Annotated in this window: 9 protein-coding genes; all 9 read right to left on the reverse strand. The window is 64.1% G+C overall.

The window, feature by feature from the left end; genetic code table 11:
* Positions 1-361: 361 nt before the first annotated feature.
* The 9 genes from R2R70_RS06490 to R2R70_RS06530 all read right to left on the reverse strand — a co-directional run bounded on the left by R2R70_RS06490 (position 362) and on the right by R2R70_RS06530 (position 13,189).
* Positions 362-2,350: a beta-galactosidase gene (locus R2R70_RS06490; protein ID WP_410977629.1), complete on the reverse strand. Its 1,989-nt coding sequence runs from the start codon at positions 2,348-2,350 to the stop codon at positions 362-364.
* Positions 2,351-2,420: 70 nt separating this feature from the next.
* Positions 2,421-4,643 carry an alpha-galactosidase gene (locus R2R70_RS06495; RefSeq protein ID WP_410977630.1) on the reverse strand — a complete coding sequence of 741 codons (2,223 nt, stop codon included), beginning with the start codon at positions 4,641-4,643 and terminating at the stop codon, positions 2,421-2,423.
* Between the two features lie 44 nt (positions 4,644-4,687).
* Positions 4,688-5,614 (reverse strand): SMP-30/gluconolactonase/LRE family protein, encoded by a 927-nt coding sequence (locus R2R70_RS06500; protein ID WP_410977631.1) that lies wholly within the window; start codon positions 5,612-5,614, stop codon positions 4,688-4,690.
* Positions 5,615-5,654: 40 nt separating this feature from the next.
* Positions 5,655-6,269 (reverse strand): 2-dehydro-3-deoxy-6-phosphogalactonate aldolase, encoded by a 615-nt coding sequence (locus R2R70_RS06505; protein ID WP_107334768.1) that lies wholly within the window; start codon positions 6,267-6,269, stop codon positions 5,655-5,657.
* Between the two features lie 106 nt (positions 6,270-6,375).
* Positions 6,376-7,431: a 2-dehydro-3-deoxygalactonokinase gene (locus R2R70_RS06510; RefSeq protein ID WP_131432062.1), complete on the reverse strand. Its 1,056-nt coding sequence runs from the start codon at positions 7,429-7,431 to the stop codon at positions 6,376-6,378.
* Positions 7,428-8,219, reverse strand: a complete 792-nt coding sequence (locus tag R2R70_RS06515) for an SDR family NAD(P)-dependent oxidoreductase (RefSeq protein ID WP_410977632.1) — start codon at positions 8,217-8,219, stop codon at positions 7,428-7,430. The genes R2R70_RS06510 and R2R70_RS06515 overlap by 4 nt, the downstream gene beginning before the upstream one ends.
* 96 nt (positions 8,220-8,315) lie before the next feature.
* On the reverse strand, positions 8,316-9,464 hold the full coding sequence (gene dgoD, locus R2R70_RS06520; protein WP_054556643.1) for a galactonate dehydratase: 1,149 nt from the start codon (positions 9,462-9,464) through the stop codon (positions 8,316-8,318).
* A gap of 98 nt (positions 9,465-9,562) precedes the next feature.
* Positions 9,563-10,360 (reverse strand): FadR/GntR family transcriptional regulator, encoded by a 798-nt coding sequence (locus tag R2R70_RS06525; RefSeq protein ID WP_410977633.1) that lies wholly within the window; start codon positions 10,358-10,360, stop codon positions 9,563-9,565.
* A 351-nt stretch (positions 10,361-10,711) separates the two neighbouring features.
* Positions 10,712-13,189 (reverse strand): cache domain-containing protein, encoded by a 2,478-nt coding sequence (locus R2R70_RS06530; protein ID WP_410977634.1) that lies wholly within the window; start codon positions 13,187-13,189, stop codon positions 10,712-10,714.
* Between the last annotated feature and the right edge of the window lie 435 nt (positions 13,190-13,624).

The following is a 13,624-nucleotide window of genomic DNA, read 5'->3' on the forward strand; positions in this document are numbered from 1 at the left end:
ATAAGTGGCAGCGCTGTGCGGTCAGCGAGCACTCAAGGGCAAACTCCATCTGGCCTTGCGCAGCGAAAAGAGAGATCGTTTTACATTAAAAAATATACCGTTATCTCCTTTCTACTTCATTGCAGTAATGTGGCAACCTCAGTCATCCGGTAAGCAGAGGAGTTGTGTCAGCACGCTGTTGTAGTCACTCATGAAGCCTGGGCAGGTGACATGCAGACCCAGAATAGCTGTTCAAAAAAGCGGCGCCCGAAGGCGCCGCGGCAAGTGATCGAACAGTCTGCCGGTCGCGAAATCCGAGAGATGTCCTGCTTTCAAGCAAAGTCGATTTTCGCGTTGAATGAGTGGGCAGGAGCCGCCTCACTCAGGGGCGCTTTTCGTCACTGAACCAGATACAGACGTCAGCGGGTGCCAGCACCCGGCTACCGGCCAGCAGCCCGCTGTCATTGACGAGGCCTTCCGGCAGCCAGCGCGGCTCGGGGGCATAGTTGAAGGCGAAGCAGAGCGGCCCGCGCCGCCGCAGACGCACCCCGTCGGGCAGCGCATGGGTGGTGATGCCGCAGGCCTGGCACTCCGCCTGCAGAATCGCCACCAGACTGTCTTCACTCAGCCAGGCGGTCAGATAGCTGACGCCACGATGATGCAGGATGGCGGGTTCGCCATCCTCGAAGCGCGTTACCACCTGTGCGCAGGTGCGCTGATGATCGAGCAGGTCGCGCCAGCGCAGGGCGTGACCGCGTGCGCCGTTGGTCAGCGTGACGGTCGGCTCAGCGCCCGGGCGCAGGCCATCGACTCGATCGACCGTGACGCCCGTCAGCTCGCTGAGTGCGCCGGGCGCCAGCTGCGCGGGTATCTGAAACTCCGGCGTGCGCGAGCCGGAGCGTGCGCCGATCACCACGCGACTGCCTGAATCGCGCGCCGCGCTCAGACGCGCCGCCAGCGCCTCATCGGCGATCACCTGACAGGGCAGTACGATCAACGAATAGCCACTGAGCGCGTCGCGCGGTGAGACGATATCGACATCAAGCCCGAGACGCCGCAGCGCGCTGTACCAGCTCAGGTACAGCTCGAGCGGGTTGAAGTTCTCGGCGTGGGGCTGGATCTGACAGGCCCAGATGGAGGCGTAATCGAACATCAGGGCGACGGGCGCCTGCTGGGCAGTCGTCGTGTCATGTTTCGCGAGTGTCGCCAGCTCATCGCGCAGCTGCAAAAGCTCCGGCCAGGCCGAGGCGGGCGAGCCGTCCGGGCGCAGCAGGCCAGCGTGCATCTGCTCCTGGGCGAAGGGCGCCTGACGCCAGCGGAAATAGGAGACGACTTCGGCGCCATGCGCGAAGGCTTCGTGGCTCCACAGTCGCACCATGCCGGGCAAGGGCGCGGCGTTGCTGATCGCCCAGTTGACCGGGCCCGGCTGCTGCTCCATCACCCACCAGCGGCCCTTGCACATGGCGCGGTAGAGGTCGTGATGGAAGCCGGCAAAGTCCGGATGGCCTTGCTGGCGATAATGGGCCTTGGTGGCATCGTCGTGGGCACCGCGCTCCAGAAAGCCCAGCGGGTAGCTGTCCCAGCTGGCGATATCCAGGTCCCGGGCGACATCGAAGTGATCGAATTCGGTGAACAGGCCCATGAAGTTGTGCACGATATCGCCGCTGACACCCGCGGCACGCAGGGTGTCGACCTGCAGGCGGTTGTATTCGACCACCATGTCGGAGCAGAAGCGTCGATAATCGAGCACGATGGCCGGATGCGGTTCGGTCACGGTGCCGACGGGGGCCTCGACCTGGGAGAACTCGCTGACTTCCATGCTCCAGAACACCGTGCCCCAGGCCTGATTGAGGGCCTCGACCGTGCCATAGCGCGCCTCGAGCCATGCGGGGAAGCGGGCGCGGGCGGCCGCGGAGTAGCTGAGGATGGTGTCATGGCAGCCGTACTCGTTGTCGGTCTGCCAGGCGATGATCGCGGGATGGCGCGCGTAGCGCTCGCCCATCAGGCGCACGATGCGCTCACTCAAGGTACGAAACGTCGGCGAAGAGAAGCAGTAATGACGACGCGAGCCATAGCCACGCGTATCGCCATTCTCATCGACGGCCAGAATTTCCGGATGGGCATCCACCAGCCACTTGGGCGGTGTCGCCGTGGGCGTGCCCATCACGAGCTTGAGACCAGCCGCCGCCAGGACCTCGACGGCCTCATCCAGCCACTCGAAGCGCAGGTCACCCGCGCTGGGTTCCAGGCGACTCCAGGCGAATTCGCCGATACGCACGACACGAATGCCGGCTTCCATCATGTCGCGAGCATCCTGCGGCCAGCGATCACGTGGCCAGTGTTCCGGGTAGTAACAGACACCGAGCTGCATGGGGGTCATCCTTGATGCTGAAAATGGGGAGCAAGCGCGGCGCAGGCCATCACGGCCGGCGCGGCACGGGTCATGCCGTAACCGCCTGAAGGTGAATCAGGATTGCCTGGTCGGGGTCCAGCACCGGCAGGGCAAGGCCTTCACGCATCAGGTACTCACCGGAGACGACGACCGGCTCGCCGGCCTGTTGTCGGCTGATCCAGGCGGGCAGCTGCTTCATGCGTCGCTCCGGGTGCTCCGGAAGTTCCAGCAGCTCGAGCCGGTAGGCCGTGTCGGCTTGCAGGCCGGTCAGCGGCTGGGCGGCGGGCACGGCGTGACGAGGCATGGCCAGCTGGCTGATGCTGAAAAGGGCCTGCTGGCCATCCTGACTGACCACGCCGTGGGCATGCTGATGGTCATCCAGGCAATCCAGACGCCAGCTGATACCGTTGTGCAGCAGGCCACGCAGCGACTTGTAGCGCGCTATCCAGCCGCGCAGCTCACTGCGCTCCGCCTGATCGAGCTGGCTGACATCCAGCTCCAGCCCCAGATGACCGAACAGTGCCGTGGAAGCGCGGAAGGCGAGCGTCGTGCGCCGCGAGGTGGTGTGGGCGTGTTGCGGCCCGATATGGGCGCCCAGAAGCTCCGGCGGCAGTACGCGACTGGCCCCACGCTGGATATGCGTGCGCTCGTGGGGGTCGTTGCAGTCAGACGTCCAGACGCGATGGGTGTGCCGCAGAATGCCGTGATCGGTGCGCGCGCCACCCGAGGCACAGCTCTCGATCTCGACGCCGGGATGCGCCTTTCGCAGGCGGGCCAGCAGCGAGTAGAGCGCGCTGACCTGAGCATGCGCGGCAGGTTTGCCGCGACCTTCCTCCGACTGGCCGCCCGCGTGGGTCAGGTCGCGATTCATGTCCCATTTCAGATACTTGATCGGGTACTCACTGAGCAGCGCATCGAGGCGCGCAAACAGGTAGTCACAGACCTCGCGGCGGGTCAGGTCCAGCACGCATTGATAACGTCCCAGCGGCTGCTCACGCCCCTCCAGCCCGAGAATCCAGTCCGGATGGGTGCGGAAGAGTTCACTGTCCGGATTGACCATCTCGGGCTCGACCCACAGGCCGAATTCCATGCCGTGCGCCTGGACGGACTCGATCAGCGGCCCCAGCCCCTGCGGGTACTTGCCGGTATCCAGATACCAGTCGCCCAGGGCGGCGCGCTCGCCATCCCGGCCGACGAACCAGCCATCATCGAGCACGAAACGCTCGGCACCCACCTCACCGGCGGCAACGACCAACTCCTCGAGACGCGTCGCATCGTGATCGAAGTAGAGCGCTTCCCAGGTGTTGACGTGTACCGGACGCGGCTTGTCGGCCACCGGCCAGTCAAGGCGCGCGCGCAGGGTGCGATGCATGCGCTGGCTGGCGCCATTGATGCCCGTATCCGACCAGGACATCACCACTTCCGGGGTGGTCACGCTGTCGCCGGCGGCCAGCCTCTGCTCGCCGGGCAGCAGCAGGGCGCCCATCTGCAATTGGGTGCTGCCATCGAACTGTCGCTCGATCAGGGCGCGATGGTTGCCACTCCACGCCAGATGCGCGGTGATGACTTCGCCACGCTGCTCGCTGAAGCCTGGCGTGCCGGTGATCAGCGTCGGCACGCGTTGATGCGAGCTGCGCCCGCGACGGTTCTCGAGCGTGAAAGTGCCTTCGCTGACACGATGACGCGTCTCGGTGAATTCCTGTACCCAGCGGCCACCGAAACTCAGGCATTCCTCGAAGCGGACCGGCAGCGGCAGGCAGGCGGCCGCCAGCCATTCGAGCCGGTAGGGCGCTGATGACTGATTGCTCAGGGTCGTCTGCTGACGCAATACGCCCTCGCGGGTGACGGTCAGCGCGAGTAGCACTTCCAGCTCACTCAGGCTGTCGCGAAGCGTCAGGCGAGCGTGGGCGCCGGTGGCATCCGTCGAGCAGACCACATCGCTCAGACGCATCGCCGTCAGCCAGTCGCGGCCTTCGCGGTCACCGATCAGCGCGGGATAGCCGGCAAAGCCGAGCCCGGCATCATTGAACAGGGTGTTGGGCGGCAGCTGATCCAAACTCGCCTGGGGCGTGGCGGCAGCGCTCATCAGGCGGTGCTGATCCGGATTGATGGGCGCGATGCGCCCGAAATGGGCCAGCTTGAGCAGGCCATCGGCGAGATCCAGCTGCAGCTGGATGCCATCGGCACTCAGGCTCAACCACTGCTGATCACTTGACCAGGTCGCGTCAGGAGCAGCCGACGGTCGGGAAGATGGGGCGTCTGCGGTCATCATGAGAGGTCCAGAAATAAAGAAAGATCAGAGACGGAATGGCAGTGTCAGCCCAGCACCAGCGGTGGCTCTGCCAGTCCCTTGAAGCCGTGTGCTGACAGGTCCAGCGCGAAGAGGTCACCATCCCCTGCCGCATGATCCGGCGTGGCCATGCCTTCATGCGCCGTGGTGATATACAGCGTGCTCAGCCCCTCGCCACCGAACAGCGGGCACGAAGGCTGGCTGACCGGCAGCGCCACATGGGCGATTTCCTTGCCGTCGTGGTCGAGCCTTGCCACGCGGCCGGCCCCCCAGAGCGCGATCCACATGTGGCCATCGGCATCGATCACGGCGCCATCCGGGCCACCACCGGCATCCCGCAGATCGGCCCACACTTCGGGGGCGTTGTATTCACCTGCCGAGGTGAGTGGCCAGCCATCGGCGTCCAGCTGCCAGCGCATCACCTGACCGGTGACGGTGTCGGTGAAATAGGCGAAGCGGCCATCCGGCGAGAAGCACAGCGCATTGGGGATGCTCAGCCCCTCGAGCACGCGGGTCAGTTCACCGCGATGCAGCCGATAGAGGCTGCCAGCGCCGGACTCGGCGTTGCAGCCCATGCTCGAGAGCCACAGACTGCCGTGGCGATCGACCCGCGCGTCATTGCTGCGCGTGGCCGGCGTCGTTTCCGCCTCGAAGGGCATGACATCTTCCACGGCGCCGGTCTCGGGGGTGAAGCGCGAGAGCATCCCCTGCGCGACCAGCAGGTAATCGCCGCCTTCGGTAACGGCTGCGTAGGAGGTGCGGCGCGCAAGCTGAGTGATGACGTGATCACTGCCGTCCGCGGCGGCGTGATGCAGCTCGCCGGCGAGAATGTTCAGCCAGCGCACTCGCGCAGGCAGGGCCTTGGTTGCGGGCGTCCAGCCCGGTCCTTCGCCCAGCTCGCAGCCACTGGCGACGAGGCGCCTGGCAGTGCCAAGGCATGGTGATGACGTCATCTGCTGCTCCTTTGCGATATCCGTGGGCTCTTTACGCTGTTCAGTCTGCTGCCTGCCATGCCGCGACCAGGGTGCGGGCACGTTCGCCAACCTCGGCGGCGCTCAGGCCGGGCGTGTAGATGGCCGTGCCGAGGCCAGCGCCGTGGACACCGCCCGCGCGCCATTCTGCGAAGTTGTCACTGCCGATGCCGCCGACGGCATAAAGCTCGGTGTCCTTGGGCAGCACGGCCAGCATGGCTTTCATGTTGACGATGCCGACCTGAGTCGCCGGGAACAGCTTGAGACCCGAGGCGCCGGCAGCGAGAGCCGCGAAGGCTTCCGTCGGCGTGACGATGCCGGGCAGCGAAACCATCTCCAGCCGGCGGCTTTCGCGGATGACATCGACATCGGCATTGGGTGAGACGATCAGACGGCCGCCCGCGGCGTGCACATCGCGCACCTGCTGCGGGGTCAGCACAGTGCCGGCACCGATCAGGATCTTGCCGCCATGCGCGCGCTCGCAGTGCTCGACCAGCGCGGCGATGCTCTCCAGCGGCTGAGGGGAGTTGAGCGGGACTTCGATACGGGTGATGCCGGCGGCGATGATCTCGTCGGCGATGGCGATGATGTCTTGCGGTGTCACACCGCGCAGTATGGCGACCAGAGGCAGGCTCATGGCGATCTCCAGAAAAGGGGCTGTTTGAAGAGGAGCTCTTTGAATAAGGGCTGGGTGAAGTGAGGAGTGACGTGGCTCACTGACTGGCAATGTCAGCAATGCTGAATCAATGGCTCACAGAGGCGCGATCCGATGACGACGCACGGGCCGACGACAAGCCACGGTCTGATGACGATGCCTGCGCGGATGATCGTGCACGCTGGATGCGTCCGAGCCCTGCCAGAATCATGTCGGCGTTGGCCGCGGTGGTGACCTGATAGCCTAGATGCTCCAGCGCGACCTGATAGCGCTGGCACAGCACGGCGTCGCCGATCAGCGTGATGGTAGCGTGATCCGAAAGCTCCGCAGTGGCGCCCGCCAGCTCAAGCCCCAGCACCAGGCCTGACAGGCGAGCACCGAGTACCGCCTTGCGAGCGTCACCTTGAGGCAGAGCCGTATCGAGCAGATCACGGGCACGAATGCCGAACAGCTGCGCGGTGGTGCGCTCCGGGGCGGCAAGCGCCGTGTCGATGCCCTCCAGATAGGCATCGCGCTGGGCGGGGTCGCTGAGATCTCCCGCGGCGACGGAGTGCTTGAGCACCGAATCCTGACTGAGCAGCTTGAAGAGCTCGCCGCTCATGAAGGTACTGAAGCCGGTGATGGCGCCACCGACGAGATGCGCCCACTTGGCGTGGGTGCCGGGCAGACACACCGCACCGCTGTAGTCGGGTTGGGCGGCGACCAGGCCCGCCAGCTGGGTCTCCTCGCCACGCATGACATCGTAGGTCGGCTGCTGCTGGCAGAGGCCCGGCACGATGGCGACGGCAAGGCGGCTGTCGCGGGTCGAAACATGGGTCAGCTGCTCGGAGAGTGCCCCCAGCACATCACGGGAAGGCGTCTTGTCCGTGGGCAACGGCAGGTAAGCCGCCTCCTGCCAGCCTTGACGCGCGCCGGCCATGCCACAGATCAGCACCGGCATGGGAGAGGTCGCATCGTCGGGCAGCCAGTCATTGATCAGCACGCGCAGCACATCCTCGAACTCATCCGCCGCCAGTCCCAGCATGCCGCGGGCACTGCTGGCCTGAGCGATGACTGCATCGTCGCCATTGACGGCCCAGGCGCGCAGATTGCTGGAACCCCAGTCGACGGCGATCCAGGCCGGCGTGACGCTGACGGCGCTCACACTCGGCCTCCGTCTACCACCATCGGCTGGCCGGTCATCATGCGCGAGGCGCTGGAGGCCAGGAACAGACACGGATTGATCATGTCCTCGACCGGAATGGCCTCTTTCAGGCACTGCTGGTCAATGCACTCGTTCAAATCCTTGTCGTTGACCCACAGCTCGCGCTGACGCTCCGTCATCACCCAGCCCGGAATCAGGCAGTTGACGCGAATGGCGTCCGGGCCCAGCTCGCGCGCCAGCGCCTTGGTCATGCCCATGATGCCGGCCTTGGCGGTGACGTAGGTCGGGTAGCCGTCCAGTCCCAGCATGTAGCTGTTGGAAGATAGGTTGATGATGGCGCCGCCACCCAGCGTGCGCATGTCGGGGGCGACGGCCTGGGCGGTGAAAAATTGCGGGCGCAGGTTGGTGGCGATGGATTCATCCCACTGTTCCACCGTCCACTCATCCAGCGTATGACGGGTGTCACGCGCGGCGTTGTTGACCAGCACGTTGATCAGCCCGTGGGCTTCACGCGCCTGAGCGACGGCGGCCTGCAGCGCCTCGATATCCTGGATGTTGCAGGGGATGAACAGCGGACGATTGGCGTAGCGAGCTTCCATGGCGTCACAGAATTCGCTGGCATCGGACAGGCCGACGAAGGCGACCTTGGCGCCCTGGGCGAGGAAGCCTTCGGTCAGCGCGGCGCCGATGCCGGAGCCACCGCCGGTGATGAAGACGCTGGCGCCTTCGAGGTCCGGGTAGCGAAAGTCGGCGAAGGCGGGGCGTTCGGATGATGCGGTACGAGTCATTTCGAATCCTTCCTTGAGCGTGACAGGCCTTCGGCGGAAGGCCTGTCCTGGCATGGCGTCTGTGTTGTCAGTGTGTGCGTTGCGGCATGCTCGGCATTACCACTCGGCGACGGAGCCGTCTTCGTGGGTCCACAGCGGGTTGCGCCAGCGATGGCCGACCTTGGCACGCTCCTCGACGAAGGCTTCGTCGATCTCGACGCCCAGCCCCGGGCCCTGCGGAATGGCGCAGAAGCCGTCCTTGATCGCCAACGCATCCTTGTCGACCAGATAATCCAGTACGTCGTTGTCCTTGTTGTAGTGGATTCCCATGCTCTGTTCCTGGATGAAGGCGTTGTGACACACCGCGTCCAGTTGCAGCGAGGCCGCCAGCGTCAACGGGCCGAGCGGGCAGTGCGGGGCCAGCGCCACATCGTAGGCCGAGGCCAGGGTGGCGATCTTCAGGCCTTCACTGATGCCGCCACAGTGGGAGAGATCCGGCTGGATGATGTCGACCATGCCGTCCGCCAGCAGATCACGGAACTGGAAGCGGGTGTGCAGGCGCTCGCCGGTGGCGATGGGCGTCGCGATGCCTTCGGCGATGTGCTTGAGCGACGGCAGGTGCTCAGGCGCGACCGGCTCCTCGATGAACATCGGGTGGAATTGCTCCAGCTCACGCAGCAACGCCTTGGCCATCGGGCGATGCACGCGACCATGGAAGTCGATGCCGATGCCGACATCCGGACCGACCGCATCGCGGGCCTCGGCGACACGTGCCACGGCGTCATCGATCTTCTTGTGCGAATCGACGATCTGCATCTCCGGCGTGCCATTCATCTTGAAGGCGGTGAAGCCTTGATCGACCAGCGCCTTGGCGCCTGCGCCGACATCTGACGGGCGGTCACCGCCGGTCCAGGCGTACATGCGCATCTTGTCGCGTACCGGGCCGCCGAGCAGCTGGTGCACGGGCACTCCCAGATCACGGCCCTTCAGGTCCCACAGCGCCTGATCGATGCCGGCGATGGCAGACATCAGGATCGGGCCGCCACGGTAGAAGCCCGCACGGTACATCACGTTCCACAGGTGCTCGATATTGCGCGGGTCCTGACCGACCAGATAATCGGACAGCTCGTGCACGGCGGCCTCGACGGTCGCGGCGCGGCCCTCGATGACCGGCTCGCCCCAGCCATAGCAGCCTTCATCGGTCTCGATCTTGAGGAACAGCCAGCGCGGCGGAACTTGCCAGGTCTTGAGTCGGGTGATTTTCACGGATGCATCCTTGTTGAGAATGGGCGTTTGAACGAGGGGCAGCGCCAGGCGAAGCGGGTCGTGGAATCGGCCGTCATCAGCTGACGCTCCGATCAGCATCAGAAGCGGCGGTGTCCCAGCTGCGGGTGGTCAGGTGAGAAGCCGAGATCGCGCGCTGCGGTCTCCAGTACCCGCTCGGCACAGGTGCGTGCCATCTCGGGCTGGCGCAGGCGAATGGCCTCCATCACCGCACGGTGACGATCGAGGCTGGCGCGATGATGGCTGTGATCATGCTGCTGCGCGGACTGTTGGGTGCTGTGGATCAGTTGGCTGATGGAAGGGCGCAGCAAACTGCCAAGCTGTGTCCACACCAGATTGTGCGTGGCGTGGTATATGGCCTCGTGGAAGACGACATCATGCTCGGCATGCGCCTCGCGTGAGCTGTCATTGGCGGTATTGACCATGCCTTCGAAGGCGCGCTCCAGGCGCGCGAGGTCCTGGGCATTGGCCTTCATTGCGGCCAGCGCACTGACATAGGGCTCGACGGAGAGGCGGAAGGCGTAGATCTCACGCATCAGGTCCGGGTTGATACCGTCGAGACCGCTGACCCAATGGCTCATCAGCGGGTCCAGCAGCTGCCACTCGCTCATCTCGCGTACGATGGTGCCGCGCCCGGCGGTACGCTCCAGCAGCCCGGCGCTCACCAGTTGTGCCAGGGCATTGCGAACACGGTTGCGGCTGGCGTCGAAGCGCTGGCAGAGGTCCAGTTCACGCGGAAAACTGTCACCGGGGCCGAAGCTGCCCGCGAGGATTTCCCGCGCCATGCAGGTGGCGATGGCCTCCATGCTGCGCGGGGTCGCGTCGTCAGCCGAGGCGCTGTCAGTGGCGAGCGAGGCTGTCGCCAGAGAGTCGGTCATTGAGATGCCTGTCGTGAGGAGATGATCAGGAGAGTCACTGCATCGCGTCGTCTGCGAGCGCGGCGCTGACACATGAGGTTCCGAGCATCAGAATAAATGTCTGAACACACATTAATAAATGTCGGACATTTCAACAAGGCGCAAACACTTCAACTTTGGTCGCGCGAGAAGCCCGCCCGACACAGCTAACAAGGGCGCAGCTAACAAGGATGGAGGCAACAAGAACGCGGGTAATAAGGGGGGTAGTAAAAAGGAGTGCGCCTATAACCACAGGGGCCAGACATGATGTCTGGCCCTGTCACGCCTTATGGCATTGGGAAGGCGGGTCACATGCAAAGCGCCATGACCAGGTCAAGCCGATGGCGGGTAGCGAGCCAGGTGGCCATTGAGGGTCAGTTGCCATTCCTTGAGTGTCTGGGCACAGGAGAGATCGAGCAGCGTGACCTCCAGCGTCGCGGTGTCCTCCAGCGATGTCAGGGAATCGGCGGTGGGCGGCGAGGCAGTGCCATTGGCTGGCGCCTCGAACAGTGGCTCATTGCCTTCAGGGTGGCGAGTCACTTTCTGCGCAGGCGAGATATCCCGACATTGATGGCCCATCACGATGAAGTTGCCCTCACTGACGCGGAAGACACGCAGCGGATGGAAGCAGGCATTCAGGTGCGGGCCAAGTTGGGCATCGAGTGGCGCAAGTTGTTTGCCGCCAGCGTCGCGTCGCGCGCTTCCCTTCCGGCTCAGACGAAGATGGCACAGCGTGATGTGCTGTCCCATGGCGTCCTGACACTCACGGGCCAGCGCTTCGAGAGCGGCATCCAGCAGCGCACGGGTGAAGCAGCCACTGTGGCTGTCGCGCCACCGGTTCGGGTCACGTTCTACCTGCTGCGGGCAGAGTCGATGCAGGGTGGGCGCCGGCGGTATCGGTTGCTCCGTCAGCACTTCACGCGCCGCCTGCAGCAACTCTGGCGGTAGATGGCCATGACGGTGCTCGATATCGCACAGCGCCTGGGCCTCACTGACCTCGGTGTGTCGCACCAGCTCGATGACCTGCACGACCAGCGCCAGAGTGCTGGCAGCGAGGGACGTCTCGCCATGAGAGGTCGCTGCAGTATCGGGTGAGGCTTGCTCAGCCTGCAGGATGTCTGCATGAGGAGGCGTAGAAGTAGACCCGGACGGAGACGCAGCAGGAGGTGTTGTAGAGGACTGCGTGGGCTGGGAGAGCGCATCAGCGTTGCCGTTTGCATGCGGTGCCAACCTGCTGCAGGCACCGAGCATGAACTGCTGGCTGGCACGCAGCAGGTCAGCTTCGGCGGGCGCCATCAGGGCGTCTTCCATCATGCGTGCACCGATCTCGACATGACGACGCAGCAAGTGATACTGATCGAAATGCAGTTCATCGCGTGGTCGCAGCAGTGAGTCAGGCAGCGCCAGCTTGCCGATATCATGCAGCATGGCGACGCGCTCCAGCGTGGCGATTTCCTGGCGGTCCATCCCGAGTCGTGTCGCGATGGCGCTGACAAGATTGGCGGCCAGCCAGTCTTCTCCCGAGCGCTCGGGGCAGCGTTCCTCGCGGATCATGCGCATCACCGACCCGAGCCTGTCTTCGCCGCGCTGCTCAAGCTCATGCTCCAGTTGATTCATGCGCTGGCGCATCTGCAGCTGTCGCTCGCGATACTGGCGCAGGAAGGCGTAGCCAAAGGCCAGGCAGAGCATCAATGTCACCAGCAGCGTGATCAGGAAGTGCCAACGCTCCAGCGCTTGCTTCTTCTTCATCAAGTCTGCGTGCGCCTTGAAGGCGGCTTCACTGATGTCATCGAGATAGACGCCGCTGGCGATGATCCACTGGAAGGGGGGATACAGGGCGGCGTAGGCGGTCTTGTCGACCTGCTCGGCGCCCGGGCGCTTGGGGAAGCGGTAATCGAAGTAGATGCCACTGCTGTTCAAGACACCCTCGAGCTCGGTGCGATACGGGAAGCGGCCACTGCTGTCCTGGTACTCGGTCGACAGCAACTTGCCTTCGGTGGCCGGCAGCAGAGGATGGATCAAGCGGCGTGCATAGCCCTCACCGCCGGCCGGGTCCAGTATCTCGTTGATCCAGACATAGCGGCTTTCCTCGCGCTCGATACTCGCGTGCAGTGACTGTCTCAGCTCATTGGCGACCAGAAAGGCCACCATCTTCGGGTCGATATGCACCAGCGCCCAGGGGGCAGGCTGCTGTCGACGATCAAGGCGCACGGCGCCGGGGCTGTCTTCCTCTTGCCCCAGAGGCACGGCAAACACCAATCCGGCATCCGTGCCGCGCAGGAATTGCGCCTTGCGCATGCCCGCATTGAGGCGCTGATTCAGCTCCTGATTCCACCAGTCAGGGTGGAGCGTGGTGGGGAGCTGCACGATGTCGATCCAGTCCGGGTTGATGCGCAGGTCCGGGAACTGGCGCAATAGTTCGGTGCTGACGAAGGAGCGATCACGACCACTCAGATGGCTGATGCCCAGAGACGGGGAGCGCATGGTGGTGATGAGAAGACGTTGCAGACGATGCTCGTAATCGCGATGTCGCGAGGCGATCATGCCCAGTGTCTGCTCCACCATCAGGCTGGCCTGTTGACGCCGCTCCCTAGCGACCAGCATCTGGGTCGCCTGGGCCTGCAGAATGTCCTGTTCGCGACTCTGCGATTCCTGAAATACCAGCAGGCCGCCAAGCGAGAGACAGGAAAGTGCGGTCAACCCCAGCCACAGGCGCAAGGGTTTGCCGAACGGACGCTGTCTGTCCGGGGAGCGAAGATCGGGCGGGCCGGTATCTGGCCCATGTCGAGAGAGATCACTATCCTTGATCATCGAGTCACGTCATCCATGAGTGATGCGGTGGCGCTGCGAAGGGCGATGATGGCACTGTTTCGAGCATAGCGGCTAGCGCAAGACCCAAGAGATGTCGTTTCAGGCCTCGACGTCATCTAGCCAACGCTACGGTGTTGCCGTCCAGATGCCAAGTGAGAGTGCTCAACACTCCGTGAAGCCCCAGTTCAGGGCACTTGCGCGCTTTGCGTATCGCGCGATGTCTTGCGAGCAGGCGTTGAAAGGGGCATGATGAAGCTAGTTTTCTGTATGGCTTTCAAGAAGATATCTGTCATTTGTCTATGGCTGTCCAGAAGAGGCTCGCTAACATCTTGATTTGAGGCGCGCCGGTCGAGTGTTGAAGGTGTCGTGCATAAGCTGCAAGTCAAATTGTCGCTCATCGTCCTGCAGTGAACTCATAGCGTTGTCTTCTTGTTG

The organism is Cobetia sp. SIMBA_158 (genome assembly GCF_046566945.1).
Taxonomy (GTDB): domain Bacteria; phylum Pseudomonadota; class Gammaproteobacteria; order Pseudomonadales; family Halomonadaceae; genus Cobetia; species Cobetia amphilecti.